The sequence below is a fragment of the Kocuria atrinae genome, assembly GCF_039531425.1.
Lineage (GTDB): Bacteria > Actinomycetota > Actinomycetes > Actinomycetales > Micrococcaceae > Kocuria > Kocuria atrinae.
Map to the genome: position 1 here is coordinate 16,498 of NZ_BAAAQA010000020.1, position 25,633 is coordinate 42,130.

General features: G+C 64.7%; 20 protein-coding genes. 7 read left to right on the forward strand and 13 right to left on the reverse strand.

Annotated elements, in window-relative coordinates; genetic code table 11:
- The first annotated feature begins 68 nt into the window (after positions 1 to 68).
- Complete coding sequence (locus ABD283_RS10275; RefSeq protein ID WP_344224901.1) at positions 69 to 815, forward strand: queuosine precursor transporter; 747 nt, start codon at positions 69 to 71, stop codon at positions 813 to 815.
- Between the two features lie 85 nt (positions 816 to 900).
- Here ABD283_RS10275 and ABD283_RS10280 read toward each other — a convergent pair whose 3' ends face one another.
- From ABD283_RS10280 to tgt, 4 genes are all read right to left on the reverse strand, one after another.
- Positions 901 to 1,755 (reverse strand): MBL fold metallo-hydrolase, encoded by an 855-nt coding sequence (locus tag ABD283_RS10280; RefSeq protein WP_344224903.1) that lies wholly within the window; start codon positions 1,753 to 1,755, stop codon positions 901 to 903.
- Positions 1,756 to 2,919 carry a serine hydrolase domain-containing protein gene (locus ABD283_RS10285; protein ID WP_344224904.1) on the reverse strand — a complete coding sequence of 388 codons (1,164 nt, stop codon included), beginning with the start codon at positions 2,917 to 2,919 and terminating at the stop codon, positions 1,756 to 1,758.
- Between the two features lie 31 nt (positions 2,920 to 2,950).
- Positions 2,951 to 4,729 carry a biotin carboxylase gene (locus ABD283_RS10290; RefSeq protein WP_344224905.1) on the reverse strand — a complete coding sequence of 593 codons (1,779 nt, stop codon included), beginning with the start codon at positions 4,727 to 4,729 and terminating at the stop codon, positions 2,951 to 2,953.
- Between the two features lie 143 nt (positions 4,730 to 4,872).
- Entirely contained in the window at positions 4,873 to 6,156 is a 1,284-nt protein-coding gene (tgt, locus tag ABD283_RS10295; protein WP_344224906.1) for a tRNA guanosine(34) transglycosylase Tgt, read from the reverse strand.
- Between the two features lie 82 nt (positions 6,157 to 6,238).
- On the opposite strand from tgt, the gene ABD283_RS10300 reads away from it, so the two are divergent.
- Together ABD283_RS10300 and ABD283_RS10305 are read left to right on the forward strand one after the other, a co-directional pair.
- Complete coding sequence (locus tag ABD283_RS10300) at positions 6,239 to 7,306, forward strand: FUSC family protein (protein WP_344224907.1); 1,068 nt, start codon at positions 6,239 to 6,241, stop codon at positions 7,304 to 7,306.
- 120 nt (positions 7,307 to 7,426) lie between these two features.
- Positions 7,427 to 7,804, forward strand: coding sequence for a hypothetical protein (locus ABD283_RS10305; RefSeq protein ID WP_344224909.1), 378 nt, complete (start codon positions 7,427 to 7,429; stop codon positions 7,802 to 7,804).
- A gap of 177 nt (positions 7,805 to 7,981) precedes the next feature.
- Here the strand turns inward: ABD283_RS10305 and ABD283_RS10310 are convergent, their stop codons facing one another.
- From ABD283_RS10310 to idi, 3 genes are all read right to left on the reverse strand, one after another.
- Positions 7,982 to 8,524: an NUDIX hydrolase family protein gene (locus ABD283_RS10310; RefSeq protein ID WP_344224910.1), complete on the reverse strand. Its 543-nt coding sequence runs from the start codon at positions 8,522 to 8,524 to the stop codon at positions 7,982 to 7,984.
- 80 nt (positions 8,525 to 8,604) lie between these two features.
- Complete coding sequence (locus ABD283_RS10315; RefSeq protein WP_344224911.1) at positions 8,605 to 9,777, reverse strand: glycoside hydrolase family 76 protein; 1,173 nt, start codon at positions 9,775 to 9,777, stop codon at positions 8,605 to 8,607.
- A 46-nt stretch (positions 9,778 to 9,823) separates the two neighbouring features.
- Positions 9,824 to 10,366, reverse strand: a complete 543-nt coding sequence (gene idi, locus ABD283_RS10320) for an isopentenyl-diphosphate Delta-isomerase (protein WP_344224912.1) — start codon at positions 10,364 to 10,366, stop codon at positions 9,824 to 9,826.
- Positions 10,367 to 10,431: 65 nt separating this feature from the next.
- Between idi and ABD283_RS10325 the strand changes: the two genes are divergently transcribed.
- From ABD283_RS10325 to ABD283_RS10340, 4 genes are all read left to right on the forward strand, one after another.
- Complete coding sequence (locus tag ABD283_RS10325) at positions 10,432 to 11,406, forward strand: pseudouridine synthase (RefSeq protein WP_344224913.1); 975 nt, start codon at positions 10,432 to 10,434, stop codon at positions 11,404 to 11,406.
- Between the two features lie 55 nt (positions 11,407 to 11,461).
- On the forward strand, positions 11,462 to 12,310 hold the full coding sequence (locus ABD283_RS10330; protein ID WP_344224914.1) for an EamA family transporter: 849 nt from the start codon (positions 11,462 to 11,464) through the stop codon (positions 12,308 to 12,310).
- Between the two features lie 416 nt (positions 12,311 to 12,726).
- A complete protein-coding gene (locus ABD283_RS10335; RefSeq protein ID WP_344224915.1) occupies positions 12,727 to 13,611 on the forward strand; it encodes a CAP domain-containing protein in 885 nt (294 codons plus the stop codon).
- 99 nt (positions 13,612 to 13,710) lie between these two features.
- Positions 13,711 to 14,229: a glycosyl-4,4'-diaponeurosporenoate acyltransferase CrtO family protein gene (locus ABD283_RS10340; protein WP_344224916.1), complete on the forward strand. Its 519-nt coding sequence runs from the start codon at positions 13,711 to 13,713 to the stop codon at positions 14,227 to 14,229.
- 81 nt (positions 14,230 to 14,310) lie between these two features.
- On the opposite strand, the gene ABD283_RS10345 is transcribed toward ABD283_RS10340, so the two are convergent.
- The 6 genes from ABD283_RS10345 to ABD283_RS10370 all read right to left on the reverse strand — a co-directional run bounded on the left by ABD283_RS10345 (position 14,311) and on the right by ABD283_RS10370 (position 25,496).
- On the reverse strand, positions 14,311 to 15,345 hold the full coding sequence (locus tag ABD283_RS10345) for a DNA-formamidopyrimidine glycosylase family protein (protein WP_344224918.1): 1,035 nt from the start codon (positions 15,343 to 15,345) through the stop codon (positions 14,311 to 14,313).
- A 6-nt stretch (positions 15,346 to 15,351) separates the two neighbouring features.
- On the reverse strand, positions 15,352 to 20,346 hold the full coding sequence (locus ABD283_RS10350; RefSeq protein ID WP_344224987.1) for an ATP-dependent helicase: 4,995 nt from the start codon (positions 20,344 to 20,346) through the stop codon (positions 15,352 to 15,354).
- Complete coding sequence (locus tag ABD283_RS10355; RefSeq protein WP_095796258.1) at positions 20,336 to 21,190, reverse strand: DUF4232 domain-containing protein; 855 nt, start codon at positions 21,188 to 21,190, stop codon at positions 20,336 to 20,338. The genes ABD283_RS10350 and ABD283_RS10355 overlap by 11 nt, the downstream gene beginning before the upstream one ends.
- Before the next feature lie 12 nt (positions 21,191 to 21,202).
- Positions 21,203 to 24,094, reverse strand: coding sequence for an FAD-binding and (Fe-S)-binding domain-containing protein (locus ABD283_RS10360; RefSeq protein WP_344224919.1), 2,892 nt, complete (start codon positions 24,092 to 24,094; stop codon positions 21,203 to 21,205).
- 147 nt (positions 24,095 to 24,241) lie between these two features.
- Positions 24,242 to 24,568 carry a 2Fe-2S iron-sulfur cluster-binding protein gene (locus ABD283_RS10365; RefSeq protein WP_095796260.1) on the reverse strand — a complete coding sequence of 109 codons (327 nt, stop codon included), beginning with the start codon at positions 24,566 to 24,568 and terminating at the stop codon, positions 24,242 to 24,244.
- Between the two features lie 103 nt (positions 24,569 to 24,671).
- Positions 24,672 to 25,496, reverse strand: a complete 825-nt coding sequence (locus ABD283_RS10370) for a thioesterase family protein (RefSeq protein ID WP_344224920.1) — start codon at positions 25,494 to 25,496, stop codon at positions 24,672 to 24,674.
- Positions 25,497 to 25,633 lie beyond the last annotated feature (137 nt).

Below are 25,633 nucleotides of genomic sequence, written 5' to 3' on the forward strand. Positions count from 1 at the left end.
ACTGATCCACGACGCCGGGTGGCAGACGACGTCAGCACCAGTCCCCTTGATTTCGTGGAGAGTTTGTCGTGCCCAATTCCGCCACCCCGGTCAGCCGTGACGTTTCCGCAACCGCGGTCGCGGCCGACGCCGCCGGCCCCGCTTTTGCTCGCCGGCCCCGCACCTACTTCGACCTGATTCTGGCCGCCTACTGCGTAATCCTGGTGCTCTCCAACATCGGCGCGACCAAGGGCGTGGAGTTCGGTCCCATCATCACGGACGGCGGGTTCTTCCTGTTCCCCTTGGCCTACGTGCTGGGTGACGTGGTTTCCGAGGTCTATGGCTTCAGAGCTGCGCGGAAGGCCATCATCACGTCCTTCGTGTTCGGGGCGTTCTCCTCCGCGGTGTTCTGGATCGTGATCATCCTGCCGCCGGCCGAGTTCTACGAGAACCAGTCCGCCTTCGAGGCCGTGCTGGGCCCCGTTCCGTTGATTGTGGTCGGCTCATTGCTCGGTTACCTGGTGGGCCAGTTGCTCAACGCCTTTGTCATGGTCAGGATCAAGGCCAAGACCAAGGAGAAGCACCTGTGGGCCCGCCTGATCGGTTCCACCATGGTGGGGGAGCTGGTGGATACCATCATCTTCTGCTCGATCGCCGCGCCGATCATCGGCATCGACTCGTGGTCAGGGTTCTTCAACTACGTGATCGTGGGCTACGTGTACAAGTGCCTGGTGGAGGTGCTCATCATGCCCGTGACCTACGCGGTGATCGGATGGATCAAGCGCCGTGAGCCGAGCTATGGGCCGGTGCAGAACGGCGTCGAAACCCGAAACTAGCTCGCGGCCCTCCGCCGTTTCCCGATGCCTTACCGGGGAGCGGCCGGGCCAGAGACCGGGTCGTGAAACCCAGGGTTACCGCCAGTCAGTAGCCCAGGTAGGCGAGCTGCGCTGCGATCGAATGCTCGGCCGCCCGACGTACGCCGTCCGGGACATCCGCGTAAACGGCGTCCGTGATGGCGCCGAGGCTGGTGTTGCTACCCAAGTCATTGAGCACCGAGCGGACCTGATCCAGCCGCTCCAAGCGGTGCTCCGTGAGCTCCTCACAAATTTCCTGAATGTCGTGCAGGGGCCCGGCGTGGGCGGGTAGCACCATGGCACCCGAATGCTGCGCCAAGAGATTGAGCGAGCGGAGGTAATCGCCCAGAGAGCCGTCCGGGTGATCGATCATCGTGGAGCCGCGACCCAGGATCGTGTCACCGGTGATCACAGTTTCCGGCTCATCGTGCGGAATCCTGAAACACACGGAGTCCGAGGTGTGGCCCGGGGTCGCGATGACCTGGATGCGCATGCCCGCGGCCACAATGGTGTCCCCATCGCTGAGGGGCTCTCCGTCGCGGCAGTGCTCGGAAAGTACAGCGCGCACCGGAGCGCCGGTCAGCTTGTGCAACCGGTCGATACCGTCCGTGTGATCCCCGTGCCGGTGGGTGATCAGAATCAGCACCACGTTGCCCACATTCGCAATGGCCCGTAGATGTCCCAGGTCCTCGGGGCCCGGGTCCACGACTACGATGTCGCTGCCGGGCCACGAACCACGGCCCTGGGCCGAGGGGTGAGCGCCGTACGTGGGATGCTCCGGGTCTGAGCCGGGCGCGGACAGAATCCAGGTGTTGGTGCCGTCCAACGTCATAGGGCCCGGGTTGGGTGCCAGGATCACACCCGCGCACGCGCTGACCCGGCGCAACTCGCCGGGCTGGACGTGTGGTTGGTCCGGAACCATTTAAATTCGGTTCTCCTGCACGGCCGCGGCAATGGTGTCGAAAGCGGTGAGGGTGGTCAACAACATCCACGCATCCTGGGGGACCGGCCAGCTGGAAAGCTTGGTGGCCACCACGCGTGCCGGGCGGTTGATGTAGATCATCTGACCGTGGATACCCAGAGCCAGAATCACGTCCGAACCTTCCCGCGGAATCCAGAACTGATTGCGGTACATGCCTCCGGGCATGCGGGTGTCCGTGGGGGAGTCGGCGAATACCTGGCGAGAATCCGGGGCACCGGCCATGGTGTCGTAGATCCATTCCGCGGGGGTGACCCGAGCGCCGGTCATGGAAACTCCGTCACCCAGGACCACACGGCCGACGCGGGCGATATCGCGCAGCGAGGCGGAAATACCACCGTCGAACATGCCGGTTCCGGTGCTGTCCACGCCAATGTTGGCGTCCTCTTCAGCGCCGATACGGCTCCACAGCATGCGGGACATCAACTGCTGCATGCGGGCACCGCCGGCTGCTTCGCAGACCCAACCAAGGACGTCGGTTTCTGCGGAACGGTACTCGAACACACCGCCGTGCTCGCGGACCTTCTTCAAGCCAAGCAGGAACTCGTACATGCTGCGTGGGCCCGGGTGTGTCCAGGGCTTCCAACCGATGGCTTCCTCGAGCTGGCGAACCTCGGCATCAGGATCCGTGTATTCCTCGGAGAAGCGCACGCCGGTACGCATGTCCAAGAGATTGCGCACCGTGGCACCGGCATATCCCGAATATGCCAACTGAGGCACATAAGCGGTCACGGGCGCATCCAAGTGCAGAAGACCCGAGCCCCACAGGGAGCCTGCCACCAGGGACACCAGGGACTTGCTTACGGACATCAGCAAATGCTTGGTGTTCGGAGCCATGCCGCTGGGGTATTGCTCGGCGAGGATCTTGCCGTCGTGCTCGACTAGCCAACCGTCCGTGTAGGTCCAGTCCATGACTTCGCCCACGGTGAGGAACCGGCCGTCGACCGTGACAAGGGGAAGGTTCTCCACGGGTGCGGGAGCACTCTCGAACGGGGCTGCCGGTGCCGCGGCGCGCGAAATGGCTGCGGTGGGCAGGATGTCCGCAATGTGCTGGAAGGACCACGCGAGTTGCTCGGGGGTCTGCCAGTTGTTGAGAGTGACTCCCATACCCGGGGAGCCGCTGGTCTCGCTGAGCAACCTAGGCCTTCAAACCTGCGGATCCTTTGGCCCCTGCTGGACGTACCAGGGGAGTCACGGTGTACATGTCACGGAAGGATTCGATCAAGTGCTTGGCTCGAATGCTCAGCGCGGTGCCATTGCCGGTGTCACGCTGCAACCGCCCGATCGAGACAATGATGCCCAAATCTGCGCCCTTCCAACGGAACTCGCCGGGACCGTAGATCCGCATGAAAAAGACTTCCGACGAGTTCTGAAGCTGGTGCCAGTCTAGCGCCGGGCGGCGGTAAACGAGGCCCCCGTCAGCATCCACGAAGTACTGGCCCGTGCGGGGTGCCTTGTCGATGCGTGCCACACCCGGAGAGATTTCCTTGACCACGGCCTGGCTCCATACATCAACGGCGGCCAGTTCAGCCCAGCGTTCGTTGATCTCGTCCACGTCAAGCTGCAGTTCTACGTCCATGTACTGCAGCAGGTGGAACAGGAACAGCGGAACGTCAGCGTAGGCGCCGGCGGTGACCTGGGTGATGGAGGTGGCCCCGGAAATCCGTGGATTCAGCTCGCCCAGGTACACGTCCTTGGTGTCCAGATCGATGAGCACGTCCACCTCGAAGAAGCCCATGTAGCCTTCCTCGCCCAGGCGGTCGCCCAACCGGCGGACCATGTCCGAGGCAATGGCTCGAGTCTCGTCGTCGAGCACGTCCGGGAACGTCTCGTTGCCGCACCAACCACCGCGGTAGGGGGTCAGCTCGGGGTACCCGGTCAGCTCCGTCATAAACGGGCCCACAATGGTCCCGGCATCGGTGCGAACCGCTTCCACCGCAACGGGGAAGTTGTTGATGCGCTTCATGACCTTGACCTCTTGGCCAACGATCTCGTCCTTGTGCTGGTCCCAGTCTTCTTCGGAATCGATGAAGAACGTGGTCTTGCCGGAATCGCCGTAGGCGGTCTGCACGACCAGATCCGTGCCGAGCTTGTTCTCGGTGGTTTCTTTCTTGAGCTCTTCCCACGAGTCCACCGTGGTGAGGATATTCGGAACCGAAGGCACACCCACCTCATTGCCGAGGCGCGTGGTAATCAACTTGGAGTCCAGCATTTCGCGCAATTCTGCCTTGGGCAGGATCAAGTCGTAGCCGAGCTCCTCGCAGATTTCCTCGGTTTCTTCGTTGAAGAACACCAAGGCGATCTTGGGGCGGGTGCCGCGCGGCGTGCGGGAATCGATGAGGGCTCGCACCTCATGATGGCGCAGAAGCCAGTTGTTGATGTCTTCGCCGGATTCGAATTCACGCGCGGGCTTGTTCTTGGGGGTGAAGATGCGCGGGTGCGCGCCGTCCCAGCCGTCGTAAAAGGGGATGTAGGAGAGGTTGCGCACCCAACGATCCAGTCCCAGAAGGTTGAACGGGGTGGCTCCCACGAAGAACACGGGTGTGTCGTTGACGCGGAAGAAGTGGCGCACCTCAGAGATGTTGCGCAGCACTCGACGTGTGGGTCCGGCCATGCTGGCCGGGACGTACTTGGCATCAACGCCCACGCCGTAGCCTCCGGCCGTGACCTCGTGGGATTCGTCCACGGATGCAGGCCGGCCGGGTACTACACCCTTGGCCGGCTGTTCGGCCTGCTCGCCCTCGCGGTGATCCACCAGAGAGAGTCCACCGGTGGGTGGTGCTTTGAATGCGCCGTCCACAGGCTCATTGGCAGGAGTGCCAGCGAGCGTTTCCCCTACACCCGATTCAGCCGCGTCCTGCGCTGGTGAGGGCGTGGAAGCCGAGCCCCCGCCGTCTTGGTCCTTGTTCTCGGTCATTCTGACCACCCCTTTGGATCGTTGTATTTCCCGTTTATACAGGTCCGTGATTGTGGCGCACAACACACGGAGGCGTGTCCCGTGAATTGCGAAGGAAGATTTCACAATTCGGGACCGCCTGAGCGTGATGAGCAGTAAGGTGATCATTGCAATTGATAGTAATTTCTGAGAGTTTCATCTCGGTATTCGAAATAATTCCCTTGATTGATGGCGTCCCGCGCTCCGGACACCACGTCCAGGATGAACCGCTCGTTGTGGATGGAAGCCAGGGTCGCGGCGTTGCGTTCCTTGGCCTTGAACAAATGGCGCAGGTATGCCCGAGTGTAGTGGGCGCACGTGTAGCACGGGCAGGTTTCGGAGATGGGTGTGAAGTCCCGGGCGAAACGGGCGTTGGTCAGGTTAAATCGTCCGGTGGGTGAGTAAACGGCCGAGGAGCGGGCCACGCGAGTAGGTGAAACACAGTCGAATGTGTCCACGCCGTTGTCAATGGCGGTGAAAATATCATCGGGTTCGGAAATTCCCAGAAGATGTTTCGGAGTATTTTCCGGCAACTCTTCCGTGCACCAGCGAACAATTGTGCCTAACTGCTGTTTTTCCAATGCACCCCCAACTCCGAAGCCATCGAATCCCATGGTCGCAAGATCCCGGCATGCCTTGCGGCGCAGATCCTCGTACTGAGCGCCCTGGATCACTCCGAACAGCGCCTGGTACGGCTTGTGAGAGCGTTCTTCCGTCAGGCGCTCATGCTCGGCGATGCAGCGTAGGGCCCACAGCCGCGTCCGTTCCAAGGCTTCCTCCTGGTAGCCCCGGGAATTATGAAGCGTGGTGAGCTCGTCAAAGGCGAACATGATGTCCGCGCCCAGGTTGTGCTGGATCTGCATGGAAATTTCCGGCGTGAAGCGGTGAAGGTCGCCGTTGATGTAAGAACGGAACCACACGCCGTCGTCATCAACATTGGCCATGCGTTCCTGGCCCTTTGCGACGTCGTCGTCACCGAGCGGTTCTTTGACCGTGGACATGTCGATGACCTTGCCCAAGCCTGAACCTTGGGACATGACCTGGAAGCCGCCCGAATCGGTGAAGGTGGGGCCGGGCCAGTTCATGAACTTACCGAGCCCGCCGGCGGCATCGAGAATGTCGTCGCCGGGCTGCAAGAACAAGTGATAGGCATTCGCGAGCATGGCCTGAGCGCCCTCATCCGCCATGGATTCCGGCAGCACGGCCTTGACCGCGGCTTGGGTGGCCACGGGGATGAACGCCGGTGTCTGGATGTCGCCGTGCGGAGTGTGGATCGTGCCGGTGCGGCCCTGGAACTGGCCCCCGTTACCTTCGATTTGTTCTGGCGAGGGGGATGAGCTGTCCCGCAGGCGGGTCTCGATCTCGAAGCTGAATGGAGCGCTGGATGTTTCGGTACTGGGCGTAGGCACCACACCATTGTGCCGGTTCCGGCGAGCTGCGAGAGAATGGGCCCGGTTCAACGTTCCAGACAGAAAGGTAGGCCGCACCCGGGTGAGCACGGTTGCCCAGTTTTTCGCCCTTCCGCCATCCCAGAGGGATCACATCCCGGCGGCGCGCATCGCGCTGTCCGTGGCCATACCCTTGTTGGTTTTGTTGGCCTTGGACCGGACGGACCTGGCGATCTACGCGGCGTTCGGCGCGTTCACCTCCATTTATGCGCGCAACGAACCAATCAGGGATCGCTTCAAGCACCAGTCGCAGGCCGGTCTCATCCTGGTGGTGTGCGTGCTGTTGGGGGCGTTGCTGTCCAACCTGGGTGTCGCACAGGTTGTGACGCTGGGGATCACCGCCGTGGTTGCCGGTCTGGGCGCCCTGTTAGCGGCGTGCTTGAATCTCAAACCGGCCGGATCATTGTTCTTCATCTTTGCCGTGGGTGCCGTGGGCTCCCTTCCGGATGCCGCGCCAGTGTGGCTCGCTGCGCTGATTGCTGCGTTGTCCGCGGGGCTCTCCGTGGTGCTCGGGTTGGGCGCCAAGTGGGTGGGGGAAGGAATTCAGGGGCCCATCGCCCCGGTTCCCGCTCACCACGGACTGACCACCACTCAGCTGTGGTCCCACGCCGGTCGGTTTTTCCTGGCCACTTCCGTTGCCGGTGCCTTGGGCGTGATGAGCGGGATGTCCCACAGCTACTGGGCCATGGTTGCCGCCGCGGCCCCGATTGCCGCCCCGGATCTGAGTGCACGGCTGCAGCGCGGGGTGCACCGCATGGTCGGCACGCTGGGTGGTGTGGGTGTCACCGCGTTCCTGCTGTCGATGCAGTTGGAAACCTGGCACATCGTGGTGTTCGTGATCATCCTGCAGTTCCTGGCGGAGCTGTTTGTGGGGCGTAATTATTCGATTGCGCTGTTGTTCATCACCCCGCTGGCTCTGCTCATGACGCAGTTGGTGCACCCGGTGGAAACGGTGTCTCTGCTGCAGGCACGCGCGGTGGAAACCGTGATCGGTGCGGTATGCGGTTTGGCGGTCGTGTACTTCTTCCGGTCCCGTTCGGAGCGCGAAGCAGATACCCGAGCGGTCCCCCTGATTCGCCAGGCCACCAATGGTGAGGAACCGAGGGACTAGCCGCTCGTTCCAAAACATTCGAATGGAAAGCTCCTTTAATGACCCGGCACCCCCTGAACACTGAACTGAACTGAACTGAACAACAGCGACAGCCTCACGGCCGACCGCGGCAGATGGTCGGTGTCCGGGACGAACCGGGCGATCATCGCAATTCTGGTGCTTGCCGCGATGATCCCTGCGGTGCAGGGGAACTGGCTGAATGCGCTCATCACGCTGCTCGTGGCAGCAGCTTGGTGGCTGACCTCTCGGATGGCCCGCTGGCGTGATTCATCGGATCGAGAGCGCGTGCAGACCTTCGAGCCCGCGGACGAGCGGGAGCGTGCGATGGAGCGCCAGGCGCTGTCGCAGACCGGGCGGATCGCTCCGTTGTCTCTCCTGGCTCAGTCCGTGGCCTTCTTCTACCTGGTGCCGCAGTACTGGTTCTACTCCGCGGGCACGCTGGTGATCTTCGGGATCATTTGGTTCACCGCCGCTGCCTGGGCGGCGCGCAGCGCATAGGAAGCGCGGTGCTCCCCGGTGACATTTCTGGCACAAGTTCGCAGAAAACGCCGGGTTCCAGGCGCGTTCCTCTGCCCTGAATGTTCAGCTGCGATCCTCGACCTCAGATGTCCGAGGGCGAGTGCTTTCGGACGAGGAAGCGCGCGAAACGCAACCGAGCGGCGTCGTCGGTGAGGTTCAGCGACCCCAACCTGCGTGCGCGATGGCCTGGCGGATCAGATCCCCGCGGCCGCCCTCGAACTCACCCTGGACCTCCTCGGACAGCGCTTCCTCAGGGGTCATCCACGACAACTGCAGTGCGTCCTGGCGAGGCTCGCATTCGCCGCGCACGGGAATGATGTAGCTCAATGCCACCGCGTGCTGACGGTCATCGGTTAGGCCGGTCTCGGACGGGGACGGGAAGAACTCGGACACCGCGAACGGGACCGTGGAGGATGGCATCTGCGGGAACGCGAGCGAACCGAGATCCTTCTCGAGGTGCCGTAGCAGTGCGGCGCGTACCGTCTCGCGGTACATCACGCGTCCGGAGACGAACGTGCGCACCATGTGGCCCTCCGAGGTCCCCTGCAGGAGCAGGCCGATCTCGGAAATGCAGCCGAGAGGGTCCAAGCGCACGGGAATGGCCTGGATGTACACGATGGGCAGCAGCGATCGGGCGTGATCGAGATCCTCTTCGCTGAGCCAGCCTGGATTGGGGTCCGGAGTACGTACAGAACTCATACAGTGTTTCTACCGCAGCACACCCTTTTGGGCTATGCCGCGAGTCGGATTCACGGGGTGGTTCAGCGCACAGCCGAACCTCACGCGAGCAGGGCGGCGGCTTCCAGAACGGTCCATGCCTGTACTTGCGTGCCGAGTTCCACGGGGGCACCCACGCGCTGGGCCTCGTTGGCGTGGCGCGCCGGAACGGGAGAGAAGACGGCCACGGTCTCCCCCTCCTCCCGCCGGGAGCCGGGCTTGGAGAAATCCTCGTCGGGGTCGAATTCACGCCGACCCTCCCACAGCGCCCCGGCAGTCTCTTCAACCAGTTCACGAGCCAGGTCCCGTGCATCCGGGGCCAGCAGGGGCGACGACGCCGCTTCGCCCAGATAGCGCGCCAGGATCCCCATGAACAGGCCGCCATCCCCGCCGCCGTGAGCGCGCAGGACGGGCTTGTCATGTGGGCCTTCTTCGGTGAACTGCTGCGCCGCACCGTGGACGATGGCGGCGGCGCGGTCCAGCCACGACTGACGTTCGGCTGTGTCCTCGGTGATCTCTGCCAGTTCCAGCACGGCGCCGAGCACCGGTCCGGAGTTGTAGCTGTACAGCGCGCGATCCACGGAAGTGGTTTCCGTGCCGGAACCGGCGGCGACCAAGCGGATGCCGTCCAGGAAAGCCCCGCGGCCGTCATCCCACAGGGTGTCGAACAACCAGGTCAGTTGGTCGCGGGCTTCCGCCACGTGGTGGGTGCGCAGCAGCGCGAGTGCGGTAGGAGCCGTGGCGGCGGTGTTCTTGTAGTCGCGGGTGGTGTTCCACCACGTACCGCCGCCCAGGTTGTCGTCGCAACCCGATTGGAGGCGGGTCATGAGCGAACTGCCCGCGCTGAGTACATCTTTGCTGCACGCGCCAGTGGCTTGGAGGTCCTCTTCGCGCAAACGCCCCAGGGCGAGGGCGAGCCAGGCCATGTCGTCGAAGAACAGGTTGTTGGTGACCCTGCCACCGCTTCGGATGGCCATGCCGCGCAGCAGTCGGTGGGCGCGGGAACGGAGGCGGGCGGCGTCGTCATCACTGCCGGCTCGGCGCTCGCGGGCGGCGGCGTCGACCAACGCGTCGAGTAGGTGGGCCTGCCACCAGTAGTGCCACGGGCCCATGCGCGGGTGCGGGAAGGCCACGGCGCCCAGGTAGGTACCCGGCATGCCGAAGGCGCGGGAGCCGAACAGGTGATCCACGGAGTGCGCTGCTTTGGCGGCGCGGTACGCAGGGGAATCGGACATGGAAGTGCTCCTGAGCCGGAAAACGGGACGGTGCGAGCCTATCGGCCTAGCCGAGCTGCGCTTGCAACTCCGGTTCGGCGATCTGCGAGACGAGCCACGGGCTGAACGCGAACGGGGCGCGCTGCACGGCGCCGGCCAGGTCCTGGGGTGAGGCCCACGCGTATTCGGCGACCTCGGACTCCACAGGCTCGGGTTCGAAATCGGTGATCGCCACGAACACCGGGCAGAACTCGTTCTCCACAATCCCGGACGCGTCCGTGGCGCGGTAGCTGAACTCCGGAATCACGGGGGCGATGTCGCGGATCTCCAAACCGAGTTCCTGCTGCGCGCGGCGCGCGATGGCCGCCTCAAAGGGCTCGTCCGGGCCCGGGTGACCGCAGAAGCTGTTGGTCCACACGCCCGGCCAGGTTTTCTTGCTCAGAGCCCGGCGGGTCACCAGGACCTCGCCCTTGGTGTTGAGCACGTGGCACGAGAACGCGAGGTGCAGCGGTGTGTCCTCCGTGTGGACCTCCGACTTGAGCGCGGTGCCGGTGGGCTGGTGCTGGTCATCCAGGAGCACCACGTGCTCCGCGGTGGTCTGCTGGGTCACGATGGGCCGCCTCAAAAGTGGTGTGTTAGGTTCCAGGCAATGGTAGCTGGCAGGTCTCACACGATATGAGGAAACGACGCACGGCACCGCCCCTGCCCATGGACCGCGGGGTGGGTCCCACACGGGTTCGGATGCCGGGGCCGGGCGCACCGGATCCGGTGCTTGTGTCCCTTGGTTCGCTGCCCGCGACCGCTGTTTCGTACGTGACGCAACGCTTCCCAGACAGTGCCGAGTGGTTCGCGGACGAGGTCACGGCAGGTCACGTTCGTTCCGACGACGGCGCGGTGGTCACACCGTCTTCGCCCTACGTTCCTGGCGCTTCGGTGTGGTTCCATCGCCCCATTCCCGACGACGACGCCGCTCCCGTCACCTTGGACGTGCTCTACGAGGACGAGTGGATCATCGCCGTGGACAAGCCGCACGGGCTGTGCAGTACCCCCAACGGAGAAAACGTGCGTCGTAGCGCGGTGGTGGCCGGGCGAGTGCAGTTCGCCAACGATGAGATTTCCGCACTGCACAGGCTGGACCGTTCCACCGGCGGTGTCCTGTTGCTGTGCAAGCGGCGCGAGGACCGCGGGGCGTTCCACAAGATGTTCGAGGAGCGCTCGGTGTCCAAGACGTATTGGGCAGTGGCTTCGCTCAACGATCGCGTTGGTGCCGAGCCGGTGCGCGTGGAATCTCGGATCAACAAGACGCAGGGGGAGTTGCAGGCCCGCGAGGATCCGGGAGAGGTCAACGCGATCACGGATATCCGGTTGCTGACTTCCTTCTCGGATACGGCTGGTGAGTGGGGGCTCTACGAAGTGCGGCCACTGACCGGGCGTACCCACCAGATCCGTGTGCACATGACGTCATTAGGGCTGCCCTTGCGAGGGGACAAGCTGTACCCGGTGCCACGGGAGGATTTCGACGTGGAGGACCCGGACAACCCCATGCAGTTGATCGCTCGATCCATGACTTTCGTACATCCCATGACGGGGGAGTCGATGACCATCGATTCCCGGTTGACACCGAGTAGTCATGCGGCGGTGGCTGGTTAGGTGATAGTGCGGATACGCGAAGGCGTCCGGAGAAGTAGTTAGGGGTTGATGTCGGGTGTTCTCGATTCTGCTGGCGCTCACCTCTGCAGTTGCTTACGGCGCCAGCGATTTTGTCGGAGGGCTTGCCTCCCGATACTCGCGGGCAATGTCCGTGGTTCTGATTGCCTATCCGGTCTCATTCATCATCTTTGCCGTGGCGGCACCGTTCGTCGGTCAACCAATCGAGCTGACTTCCCTCCTGTGGGGTGCTGGGTCTGGAATCGTGATGGCCCTGGCCACGGTGTGGTTCTATTCAGCCATGGCGCAGGGGCCGATGAACGTGATTTCGCCCCTGACCGCAGTCATCGTGACGGTGTTGCCCGTGGTGGTGGGACTTTTCCTGGGTGAGCAGTTGAGCACTGGGGCGTTCATCGGCGTGGGGTTGGCGGTCGTTGCCGTCCTGCTGGTGAGTCGAGAACCGCAACTTCCCTACCCCGCCACTCGGCCGTTCACCGCGAGGATCGCGTGGCTCACGATCGGAACCGGGGTGGGCATGGCCTTGAGTTTCATCTTCACCGACCAGATTCCCCAAGGAACGGGGCTGTGGCCACTCGTAGCGGCTAGGGGAGCCGCTTCGATGGCAATCATCGTGGCAGCACTGAGTTCCAAGCAACTGGCACTTCCTCCGCGAACAGCTCTTGTGCTCGCCCTCATGGTTGGCGCGTTTGATGTCATCGCCAATGGGGCAATGCTCTTCGCGTTTCAAGCAGGTTTGCTCTCCATTGGCAGCGCTCTCATCTCGCTTTATCCGGCCATCACGATTGCCCTGGCAATGCTGGTTCTGCGCGAGAAAACAAGCTTGCTTCAAGTTGTGGGATTGGCCCTGTCGGCCAGTGCGATTCTGACCATTTCATTGACGCAATAGCTTCAGCTGCCCGCGCCCCGGGCGGGACTGGTTTTCGGTACGTGCGCTCACCTGGGAAGAGAGCGAATACAGAGAAAATCATTAATAACGACAAGATAACGTCAATGTGTGTAGTATCAACGATGGCTCTTCCCCCAGCCACCTTCCGGTGGCGGTGCTCTTCCTTTAGAACTGCATTCTTGACGCAGATTCTTGGTGCGCATTTTCATCTGGTCCTTGGGTGTCCCTGCGCGCTTTTCTGCGCCCGACGACGAAATGGCCCGATACTGATGTTCAAGTACCGCACCCCCAAACACGCCGCCCCCCAACGCAAAACGAGCAACCGACTGCTCGCCTCCGCGACTGCCGCATGCATCATGATTGGCGGTCTGACAGCCACAGTTCCCGCGAACGCCGCCCCCAACGACATCGTGTCTGTGTCTGATTCAACCCGAGCAGCTGATGCACAGAACATGCTCAATCAAATCAATGCCCACCGCGCATCCAAGGGTTTGGCTCCGGTGAAGTATTCGGCGAGTCTGTCCGGCATCGCCCAGGGGCAGTCCAACCGACTTGTCCAGCAGGAAGTCATCAATCACAGCAATACCTTCATGACCGATCCGCGCGCCTCCGGTTACAACGCGGTGGGAGAAATCCATGCTCTTTCTTACCGGAACTCGGTCACGGACCTCGTGCAATGGTGGAAAGGCTCCCACGGGCACAACAAGGTGCTGACCGATCCGAAGATGAAGGTCATCGGTATTGGGCTGACTCACGTGGATGGGTCTCTGTCCCGCACCGGATCCGGGTGGCGACTGGTGGGCACCGTGGTGTCCTATGGATTCCCGCAAGGTAAGGGTCCGAAGGACGTATCCAGCACCGTGTCGGGAAGTCTTCTCGGAGGTGTCGCGACACAATCCAATAAAACGACCCCCTCGTACTCAACGGCCCCGCAAACCATCGGTGGTTACACCCTCAAGGGCGCTATCAAGGCTCGCCATAGTGCCCTGGGTGGAACCGGCGTGGTCGGAACCCCAACGATGAACGAACGTGGCGGTCTGATCAACGGCGGCGTTTACCAAAGCTTCCGCAATTCCCGAGGCGCGGTTCACAAGATTCTGTGGTCGCCTGCAACTGGCGCTCGCGCGGTCCTCGAGACTGGCGCGATTGGAAACGCTTGGAAGAAGGCCGGATACGAGCGCGGTTGGGGCTACCCCACCACGGACGAATACCGGGTCGGTACCGAGGTGCAGCAACGATTCTCCAACGGCTATGTGGCCCACTGGTCCTCGGTGACAGGTCGGACGTGGGTCACTCGCTGACCAATCAACTCAAGATTCGGAAAGAACGGGCCTCAGTTACGCTGTAGGTCCGTTCTTTTGTCCGGTTTACTAGCTCACGATGTCCCATGAGGAGCCGCAGTGATCACAGCGCTCGTGATTACCGCGCTGTCCGGATATGGCCTCTACGTGGTGGGGTCGGAAGCCGGAGCGGGAGGATTCGCCTTTGTTCTGACCACCACTTTGGTGTCCTTCGGCGGAGCGTTTTTCGTCGGAGATAAGCTCCGTCAGGCACTCCCAGATTCGTTGTTCCACGTCAGTAATCGGATGAATCGAATCGCCAAAGCACTGGGAGTTGACCACTTCAACCGTTTCCTGCATTTCATCCGATGGAACCGTGTGGCACTCTCCCTGAGGCCTCAGCTCGGGACGCGCCAACCAGCGGACGAACTCCTTGCCTCTGTCAGGTCCAACGCCGTGGCACACACGTGGGGAGCAGCAGTTCATCTGGTCGCCTCGTCAATCGCAGCCCTGGCCTCGCTGCCTGCCGCGCTCTGGATCTTTGGGCTCGGCCTACTCCTGCATGTGTATCCGGTCCTACTCCAGGTGCGAACCCACTGGCGGCTACAACGCCTTCAGGAGCTGTCCCGCAGTCGTTAGTTGTGGGGCGGCAGGTCTGCGCGATCCACGTGGTTCCGAGGCGGTTGCCTCACCTGGTGCTCCCGACATAACCGGTTCGCGTCACAAATCCTCGCCCTGGCACCTGGGGCACCACGCAATCTGCCGTAGGTGCTGGACCGCGGACGGATCGCAGGGCTCGGTAATGGATGGGGCGGCGTCGTCGATCTCGCCGCGCTTGAGGCGCGTGCCGCAGCGGCGGCACGGTTGGTCGTAGTGGCCGTAGGCCCAGAAGAGCGGGCGCCCGGTTGCAGGGTGGCCCACCGTGGAGCGCAGCGGGCGGTCGCGATTCAGGTTGAGCAGCTTGTGCGCCAGCTTCACGATCTCGGTGAGCTTTGCATCCGCAAGGGAACCGACGGGCGCCCAGGGGTTGGTGCGCGTCATGAACAGCACCTCCACCCGGTACACGTTGCCGATACCCGCGAGGTTCCTCTGGTCCATCAGTGCCGTGCCGATCGCGCGATCCGGTTGAGCCTGCAGCCTGCGCAGCGCTTCGTTCAGGTCCCAGTCGGGGCCAAGGATGTCCGGACCCAGATAGCCCACGAGTTCCTGGTCTTCGAGTCGCGTGGGTACCAGTCGTACGTCCTTCACGTCGTAACCAATCGCGTCCACGGCGGCCGTGCGCAGGATCGCGCGGATCGTGTGCGAACCCTGCCCGATCGACACGTCCGCGCTCAGCGGGGTTCGAGCCTCCGCGCGGGAGCGCACGCTGGCGTAGCGGCGGTACGGCTGCCGTCCCCGCTTCCCACGAGCCGCCGGGGACGTCCCGGCCGACGACGCCGCACGCGCCCCTGATCCGCGTTCCGCACCATCTCGAGGCGTCCCGGCCCGCTCGAACACCCGCCACGTTCCATCCATCATGAGGTGCGAGTGCAGGGTCAGTGCTTCGGCGCCGGCCTTCAGGTCGTCCGCATTGGGGGCCTCGGACAGCCGGATCAGAATGTGCTTACCCCGTGGCACCACGTCCACCACCGTGCGCCCGGACAGGTCAGTGGTCGCCAGCGCGGCCACGCGTAGATCCGAGGACTCCAGCACCTGCCCCTGCAGGGCCGCGCGCAGCATCTTGCACTGCCGGTAAACGGAATCACCCTCTGGCATGGGCGCTCACCCGCTCACCGGTGCGCGCATGCGGACCCCGCGCGGCGTCTGGTAGAAGCCTCCGGACAGCAGCCCCTCGCGAATCGCGGTCACCATTTCTACCGATGAGAGCACGGATTCACCGTTGACCTTCTCGACCACGAGCGAGTCCACGGCGCGACGCTGCACGAGTCCGGCCACGGCTTGGGCGGCCATGCGCAGCTCAGGCTCGGATGCCGTGAACGCGAGCGCGGTCTTGCCGCCACGTTCCAGGTACAGCACCAGGTCGCCGTCCACGAGCACCACGATGGCGCCGGCCTTTCGACCCGGGCGGTGCTTGGTCGAGGATTCCAAGGCCACGGCGTCCGGCCAGTCCAGTGCGGCACCGTACGGGTTGGCCGGGTCGGTGGCCGCCAGCGCGAGCACCTGCGGTTCGGGCGCACGCACCGAATCGTCCTCGGAAAAACTGCGCAAAATATCAACCGTTGCCGGCTGTGTGAATTGTGCTGCGCCCAGTCCTTCGATGAAGTAGCCGCGTCGCGCCCGGCCAGCATCCTCCAGGGCGCGCAGCACCTTGTAGACGGTCGCGAACCCTCCCGGTACGTCCTCCACGGCCACTGGGCCGCGCGTGAGAATTCCGTAGCGATCGAGCAACAGCTCGGCCTGCGCCTGAGCCCGCACCGTTGCGTTGAGCGGTTCAGGTCGCAGGACGGACCAGCGCCCGGCTGTGGTGCGTTCCTCCGAACCACCCTGGGCCCGCACCACGCGCCCGCCGGACTCCGCCCCGGAAACCCCCATGCCCGACGTCGCCCCCGGCCGGGACAGCCCACGCAGCCGGGCCGCGCCTCGTCGGCCGGCCGCGCGTGACCGGGCCGGTCGCTTGGGAGTCTTGTGCGAGGAATGCCCACCGGCCATCAGCGCGCGCACCGGCGCATACGTGTCATTAGTGATGAGCCCGGCCCACAACAGATTCCACAACGCGGTTCGCAGTTCGGGCATCCCTACAGTCAGCCCCGCTTGGGACAACGGCTTGATCAGCTGCCACGCGAAGTATGCGCCGCCGCTCTGCAGGACCGCGAGGACGTGCTTTTCCAGCTCGGAATCCAATTCGGAGGCTGCAACCTGCAGTTTCTCGATCGGCGGCAGGGACAGTTCCGCGGACTCCGCTAGATGGAAGGCGACCCAACCGTCTTCACCACCCAGCGATCCGGCACCGGAGAACAACACCTCACCCGTTGCCATGAGTTCATCAAGCATGCCGGGGCGGTAATCCACCACGCGCTGGGCCAACACGAGCGGTTCCCACGCAGAGGCCGGAATCGGGACCCCCGCGAGCTGATCGATCACGGTCAGCACGCCGTCCAGCCCGCGCAGCTGATGCCCCTTGACCGCATGCTGCCAAGCCGGCAGGAACTTGGCGTAAATGCTGGGCGCCACCGGTTCCACGTCTTCGCGCAACGCGGCGAGCGAGCGGCGTCGTAGGGTGCGCAGCACCTCGACATCGCACCATTCCGAGTCCGACGCCGCCGGGTCGCCACTCGGCCGGAACGCACCCTCGCTCACCCGGCGCTGTTTGCCCAAGGCCCGCAGCGCGGATTCGACCACGGCCGGACCCAGATGCAGTGCCGTAGCGGCCTCGACCACGCTGAACGGGCCGTGCGTGCGTGCGTAACGGGAGACCAGGTCGCCCACGGGGTCGGCCACGGGTTCCAGGAAGGTGAGCGGTACGCCCATGGGCAAAGGAATACCCAGGGCATCACGCATGCGGGCGGCATCTTCCACCGCGCAGTAGACCTCGGTGCCTCCCACGCGCATGATGATGGCGCGGTTGGTGCTGACCAGCTGTTCGAGCAGCGCCTTGGCGTTGGACTCACTCAGGTGCAGGTCGTCGGTCTCCAGCGATTCCCGCGGCCGCAAACGCAGGGCGGCCTCGGCGGGGGTCATCGGACCGAGCAGACGCAGCAGGTCGGCCGCGCCCTCCACTCCGCGCAGTCGGCGATCCGGTGCCAGCCGCTGCAGTTGAGCCACCATCTGCTCGATGACCTCTTGATCCAACAGTTCCCGCAGCTCGGCCCGGCCCAACAGCTCGTTGAGCAGCGCCGGATCCAACGACAGCGCGGCGGCCTTGCGCTCGGCCAGCGGGGAATCGCCCTCATAGAGGAACTGCGCGACATATCCGAACAGCAGGGTGCGCGCGAAAGGAGAGGGGGTATCGGTGGTGGTCTCGACCATGCGTAGTTTCCGCCCGGCCAGCTCGCGCTGCAATCGAAGGAGCGCGGGCAAGTCATAGACGTCCTGCAGGCACTCACGCACGGTTTCCAGGATAACGGGGAACTGCGGATACTTGCGGGCCACGTCCAACAACTGCGCTGAGCGCTGGCGTTGCTGCCACAGCGGCGTGCGCTTGCCGGGATCGCTGCGGGGCAGCAGCAGGGCGCGGGCGGCGTTCTCGCGGAACCGGGACGCGAACAGCGCGGAACCGCCCACTTCCTCGGTCACGGTGTGTTCGAGTTCGTTCGGGTCGAAAAGGAACAGCTCCGCACCGGGCGGTTCCTCGTCCGTGGCGGGTACGCGCAGCACGATGCCGTCGTCACCGGCCTGGGACGCGGCGTCGAGACCCCAGCGTTCTTCCAGGCGAGCGCCCACGGCCAGGGCCCAGGGCGCGTGCACCGGCTTACCGAACGGGCTGTGCAGCACCACGCGCCAGTCGCCCAGCTCGTCGCGGAAGCGCTCGACCACCAGCGTGCGGTCGTCGGGGATGTGTTCGGTGGACTGCCGTTGCTCGTTTAGGTACGCGATGAGGTTGTCTTGCGCCCATTCGTCCAGCCCCGCGGCGGTCAGGCGTTCGCGGGCGGTCTCCTGCGACGCCCCTCCGATCTCGCGTGTAAAACTGCCGACGGCGCGCCCCAGTTCCACCGGCCGGCCCAGGCCGTCGCCGTGCCAGAAGGGCAGCTTGCCGGGGACACCCGGGGCAGGGGAGACCACCACTCGGTCGTGGGTGATGTCCTCGATCCGCCAGCTGGAGGCACCCAGGGCAATGATGTCCCCCACGCGGGATTCGTAGACCATCTCCTCGTCGAGTTCGCCCACGCGCTTGGGGTTCTTGCCGTCCTGATCACCCACCAGGAACACGGGGAACAGACCGCGGTCCGGGATGGTGCCGCCGGAGGTCACAGCCAACCGCAGTGCTCCAGGGCGTGCCTGCAAGGTGCCGGTTTCGCGGTCCCACACCACTCGAGGACGCAGATGGGCGAACTCGTCGGACGGGTAGCGCCCGGCGAGAAGATCCAGCACGGCGTCGTAGGCCGACCGCGGCAGATGACGGAACGGCGCGGAACGGCGGAGTGTGTCGAACCAAGCCTCCACATCCACGTCCTCGGCAGCCGCGGCGGAAATCGTGTGCTGGGCCAGGATGTCCAACGGATTGGCGGGGATCGCGAGCGGCTCCAACCGCCCGGCCAGCATCTGCTCGGAAATCACCGCAGCATCGCGCACGTCGCCGCGGTGCTTGGGGTACATGCGCCCGATCGAGATCTCCCCCACTTGGTGCCCTGCGCGCCCCACACGCTGCAAACCCGAGGACGCCGAGGGCGGTGACTCCACCTGGATCACCAGGTCCACGTGCCCCATGTCGATGCCCAGCTCCAGAGAGGAAGTGGCCACCACGCAGCGCAGCCGACCCGTCTTGAGGTCCTCCTCGATCAAGCTGCGCTGGTCCTTGGACACCGAACCGTGGTGCGCGCGGGCCAGCACGGACGTGGCACCCTCGAACCGGTTGTGCTGTCGGGAGATGTCCGCGAACTCGCCGGTGGTGTCGGCATCAGCGGCGGCAATCGATTCGGACTCGTCGGCCCCTTCCGAACCGGAGGGCGCGTTGTTGACCCGGAACTCGTGAATCTCGTTGAGCCGCGCGGTGAGCTTCTCGGCCAGCCCGCGCGAGTTCGCGAACACAATGGTGGAACGGTGCTGCTCCACCAGATCCACGATTCGTTCCTCCACGTGCGGCCAGATCGAAGCGGTCGCCTGGTAGTCGGAGGCCTCCAGGTTCGCGTCGATGCTCGCCGAATCCACCGAGGACGGGGGCGCCGATGCCCCACCCAACGCCGTCATGTCCGGAATCGGCACGGACACCGTGAGATCCCAGTCCTTCTCGGACGGCGGCCGCACCACGCTCACCGGCTGAGAACCGCCCAGAAAACCGGCCACGGTGTCCACAGGCTCCACGGTCGCGGACAAGCCGATGCGCTGGACGGGTTCCTCCAGCAGGTCGTCGAGCCGCTCCAGGCTCACCGCAAGGTGCGCGCCACGTTTGGTGCCGGCCACCGCGTGCACCTCGTCGATGATCACGGTCTTCACGTGCCGCAGCGTCTCCCGCGCCTTGGACGTGAGCATCAGGTACAACGACTCAGGAGTGGTGATCAGGATGTCTGGCGGGTGGGCCAGCAGCGCTCGCCGGGTGGCTTGCGGAGTGTCACCGGAACGCACGCCCACGGAGATATCCGGAGGGGTAATCCCGGCGGCCTTGGCAGCCTGGGTGATCCCGATCAGCGGCGCACGGAGATTGCGCTCCACATCCACGCCCAGGGCCTTGAGCGGGGAAATGTAGAGCACCGTGGTGTGCTCCTCGGCCTTCGCCGGCGACGCCGCCCGCTTGGCTTTCGCGCGCAGGTCCACCTCGGTGCCAGGAAGGGGGTCCTGCCCTGTGCCGGGTGATTGTCGGGCGGCAGCCTTGGTTTCAGGGGTGCCCCCACCCGCTGAGTCGGATGCGGGGAGGCCGCCCCCGGAAGGCCCGGCAGCAGCGTCGTCGGTGGTGTCGGAGGGACGGGAGATGAGCTGGTCGATGGCCCACAGGAAGGCCGCGAGGGTCTTACCCGAGCCGGTGGGGGCGACCACCAGGGCGTGGCGGCCCGCCGCAATGGCCTCCCACGCGCCGCGCTGGGCGGCGGTGGGACCGCTGAATGCGGCGTCGAACCACGTGGCCGTCGCCGAGGAGAAGAGTTTCAGGGACGGGTCAAGACCCAAAACCACGCACCTGAAGTTGGTCGATCTTGGGGTTGCCGCAGGCCTCGCCGGGGTAGCTCAGGAGCAGGGACTGGTGGCTACCCGGCGGGTAGACGCGGAATCCGTCGGCCTGCTGAGGGTTGCACAGCTGGCCGATGGCCCCCGGCTGGGTGATTTTCAGAGGCGCGGAAGCGGACTGCCCAGGCTGCAGGGTGACTGCCGTGCCGGCCAGGGCACCGTCACGGGCTGCCGGGGCACCCACGGTGCCGCCGTTCTGGTCAACGAAAGACACACCCGGGTACCCGTGGAGCACGCACGGCTCGTTACCGGTGTTGGTGAGGTTCACGGAGGCGAGCACCGATCCCGCAGCGCCCTGATTGGGGGTCACGTTCCCGGACAGCTGGGACACGCTGCACGCGCCCGCCTGTGCGCCGGGCTTGCTCTGGCCGTCCGTGGCGGGCGGGGTGAACGGGGTTGCCGGGGGCATTCCCAATTCGGGGGCCGACGCCGTGCGCTCGGGTTCCGGAGCGGCGGGGCCTTCGGGCGCAGCTGCGGTTTCCTCGGGTGCTGCGACCGGCGTGTCTTCCGAGGTCTCGGACGCTTCCGCCGCCGACTCGGTGGGCTCAGGGCTAACCTGTGCGGACGGCGATTCCGAACGCGTCTCCGACGTCGTTGCCGAAGGTGACGCGGAGGGCGTGGCACTCACCGACGCGGACGGAGACTGCGTGGCTGACTGCTCGTCGTTTGCGGTGTCATCACCGCCACCGCAAGCGGACAAGAACAACACGGCGGCCAGGCCGGTTGCGATCATGACGGGACGGGTACCGGTGCGGGAGCTCTGGGGGGCGAGCGTGATTCTCCTCATGGCAACAGTGTCCTACTTTTCGGGCCGAATCGCTGCACGCATCACCTGTGCCAGGTGAACTCCTTCTGCACCGGTTCCCTGGGCGACCTGCGTGCGGCAGGAAAAGCCGTCCGCTAGCACGATGGTTCCGGGTTCAGCAGCGCGGATGCTCGGGAACAATTCGCGCTCACCCAGGGTCTGGGACACCTCGTAGTGACCGGGCTCGAAACCCCAGTTGCCCGCCAGCCCACAGCAACCGCCACCCACCACGGTGCTGTTGACCCCCAGTTTCTCCAGGACCTTCAGCTCGGGGGAGTAGTCACCCATGGACTGCTCATGGCAGTGCACCTGGCACAGCGCCTGACCCTGGCCCGCCTGGGTTTCCAGGGTTCCGAACGGCCAGTGACCGCCCTCCTCGGCGTGCTTGGCGCTGAACTCACCCAGCGTCACCGTCAGGGCCTGCACATTGTGCGCACGGGGATCGTTGGGCAGCAGCTCGGTGATGTCGTGCTGCAGCATCACGGTGCAGGACGGTTCCAGGCCGATGATCGGGTAGCCCGCCTCGATCAGCGGCTCCATCACGTCCAGGGTCTGCAGCAGTGTCTTGCGGGTCATGTCCAACTGCCCGGTGGAGTGCCACGTCAGACCGCAGCACACGTTGCCCATGGGCATGAGTACGCGGTAGCCCATGGCCTCGAGCACCTCGATCGCGGCCTTGCCGGGAGCGTCTGCGGAGAAGTTGGTGAACGTGTCCGGCCACAGCACCACCGAGGGCTTTTCCCCGGCCGCCGACGACGCTCGGTTGCCACCGCGCGCAAGGTCGCGAGCGGCGTCGTCGCCCTTGGTGCGCGCCTTATACCACGAGGTGAGCGGGGTGTTGTTGAAGCGAATCATGCGGCGCTGAGGCTCGATGCCACCGAGCTTCTTGGTGAGTTCCTCGACCGGACGGAAGCGTTCCATGAAATTGACCGCGCGCAGCGAGCCGGGGACTTTGGTCACGAGCTTCATGAGCCACGGCATCCAGCCCATGGTCAGGTGCGCCATGGGGCGGCGATCCTTGCCGATGAACGAGGTGAGGCCCTGGCGGAAGTGGTGGTGCAAGAACTCTGCCTTGTAGGTGGCCATGTCCACGTTGACCGGGCACTCGGTCGCGCACGCCTTGCACGAGAGGCAGAGGTCGAGAGCCTCGTAGGTTTCCTTGGACTTCCAGCCGTCGGTGATGTGTTCCCCGCGCAGCATCTCGGCGAGCGAGCGCATGCGGCCTCGGGTCGAGTGGACCTCATCGCCTGTAGCGACGAAGGACGGGCACATGGCGCCCGAATCCGAACGGCACGCGCCCACACCCACGCAGCGATTGATGGCTTGACCGAACGAGCCGTTGTCGGAGGAGAACGCGTGGACCGGAGTGAGCTCAAAGGTGCGAGCGCCGGGGCCCGGTCGGATGCCCTGGTCAATGGGTTCCGGATCCACGACGACACCGGGATTGAAGAAGTTCTCGGGATCGAAAATCCGTTTGAACTCCGCGAAAGCCTGCCGTGCTTCGTCCGAGTAGATGGTGGTCAGTAGCTCCGAGCGGGCGCGGCCGTCACCGTGCTCGCCGGACACCGAGCCGCCGTAGCGGTGCACGAGCTTCGCGGCGCGTTCGATGAATTCGCGGTACAGGGCCACGCCTTCATCGGTGTTGAAGTCGAAGGAGATGCGGATGTGCACGCAACCTTCGCCGAAGTGGCCGAACGGGATGCCACGCAGGTTCATCTCGTCCAGCAGCTCGTAGAGGTCCTTGAGGTAAGCACCCAGGTGCTCCGGGGGAACGGCGGAGTCCTCCCAGCCGGGCCAGGCCTCGCCGCCGTCCGGGAGACGGGTCACGATGCCCGCGCCGGCCTCGCGGATGCGCCACAGGGCACGTGCCTCGGTGGGGTCGCTGACGACCACGGAATCCACCACGGTCTCCTTGACCAGGGCGGGGAGTTTCTGGGCTGCTTCAAAGGCTTCTTCTTGGGTGTCCGCTCCGACCTCGCAGTAGAGCCAACCGCCGCCTTCGGGGAGCTCGCCACCCGCGTTCTCCTGACCCTGGCGGGTGCGCAACGCGGTGAGCAGGTCCGAGCCCATGCCCTCGATGGTCGTCACACCGGGCACACGGAACTTGGGGGCGGCGGTGGCTGCTTCGATCGCGTCTTTGAAACCGAGCACTGCCAGCGCGGTGAACTTGGGTTTGGCGACCAGCTTGACCTTGAGCTGGGTGATGATCCCGCACGTGCCCTCGGTCCCGGAGAAGGCCTTGGCTACGTCAAAGCCGTTCTCGCCCAGCAAGTAGTGGAGCCCGTAGCCGGAGACCTGGCGCGGGAACTGGCCGAGCTCGGTGCGCAGCATGGCCAGGTGGCGGTCGCGCAGTTGCTTGAGCTGAGAATCCAGGGCGGCGTCGGAGGTGCCGCCCGCCTCCAGGGTGACCTCGCGTCCGTCGGCGAGCATGACCGTGACCGCCGCCAGATTGGAGGCGCTGGTGCCCCACGCGACAGAGTGGGAGCCGCACGCATTATTGGCCACCATGCCGCCCACGGTGCAGCGGGAGTGGGTGGAGGGGTCCGGGCCGTAGGTGAGGCCGAACTCGCTCGCAGCATCACGCAGCTGATCGCAGATCACACCGGGTTCGATCGTGGCCGTGCCCTGGTCCGGGTCGATCTCCAGGATGCGGTTGAAGTACCGGGAGGTGTCGATGATCAGCCCGTCACCGATCGCATTGCCCGCCACCGAGGTTCCGCCGCCGCGGGAAATCACCGGCCAACTCTTCTCCTGCGCGGTGGCCAGCAGCTCGCGGATCTCGTCCACGGAGCGCGGTTCCGCCACGGCCTGGGGGAGCCTGCGGTAAATCGAAGCGTCGGACACGTACGCGGCACGAGTGGTCAAATCATCCCGGAGAGCAGTCATGGTCTAACTTTCGCCTACCCGCCCCCGTGATTCCAATTAGGTCACCTTTGTTCCGTGTCCCGGCCCATTCTTCCGGGGACGACGCCGCCCGCGCGCCTTCGTGGGGAAGGTACGCGGGCGGCGTCGGCAGGATCTAAAGCTGGTGGCTCACCACTCCGGGGCGATGGTGATCTCAGCGCCCTCGAGCTCCTCGTTCCACTCGACCTGGCAGGTCAAGCGGGAGTTGTCGTGGCGGGTGTCGTCGAGCATTTCCAGGAGGTCTTCTTCCTCCTCGTTGGTGCCGCCGGTCTTCACGAACGACTCCTGATCCAGGTACGAGTGGCACGTGGAGCACGAGGCGTTGCCGCCACAGGTCGCCAGGATGGGGAACTTGTGACGGGTCAGGGCCTCCATGAGGGACTCGTAGTCCTTCCACTCGACGCCCTCGGTGCGCACACCTTCACGGTCGGTCACATTGACGTTGATGCTGCTCACTCGGGTGGACCTCCTACAGTTACGACCCGTTGTGGATTCTCAGAACTAGGGGCCATTCTACGTTCGCGGACCACGGTTGAGACCACCGGATGGCCAAGTGTGATCAGTCCCCCATGCGACGCACGGTCAGTGCCTGGGCCACACGGCCGATCGGGCCGTCCTCGTCGAAGAGCTCCGAGTGGGTCAGGCCCACGCCGCCCGGGCCGATCTCCACGTTGGTGTCCAGGCCCACCCAATCGGAAACCGGCTCGCGAATCAGGTGGATGGACAGGTCCACGTTGGGGAACGCCCATTTGCCCGGCTCCACGCGGGGCGCCAGGCCGTTGGCGGTGTCGATAGCGCTGACAAAACGAGCGGTGTTCGAGGACTCCTCACCCGCCACGATCTGGTGCCCGATGCGCAGCCACCCCGCAGCGCTGCCTGCTCTCGGTTCGCGAGCCAGATGTGCCTCCAGCGTGGCGATGAAACCACCGGCCCACGTTTCCGTCATGTCCACCGGCGGGCATTCCTTGACCGGGGGGAGGGGCTGGATCTCCCCGCCGGCCACGTCCTGGGTGTCCGAGGTCTTCAAACGCCACATGCTCAACCGAATGCAATCGCGGCCACCCGCGCTCATGGTCGCTTCGAGCAGCTCGATGGTTTTGCCGGGGCGCAGCACGCGGGTGTTCACTTCGATGTCACCGCCGGGGATGAAACCCAGGATGTCGAAGGACAACCGCACCGGAATTACGTCTTCGCGTGGGTGATTGCGTTCGATTTCATGAACCATCAAGCCCGACGAGGCCGCCATGTGCTGTTCCAGCGGGCTCCACGCACCCTGCGTGTACACCGTGGTCCGGAAACTGTGGTCACCGGTCCGCACGTAATGGGCATCGGGGACGTCTTCCCCGTTGGCGCCGAGGTGCTGGGGTTTGGGCTCGGTGGTCATGCTTGAGGTCCTCCTGCAAGGTGGTGTTTGTGTCCTGCATTACACCTTAGAGTCCCTAGCGGTGTTCGCCGCGCACCCGGGCACGGCCGTCGGCGCGTGCTGATCGGGTGATGGGGCCGCCCGTGACCCGAGTGTGC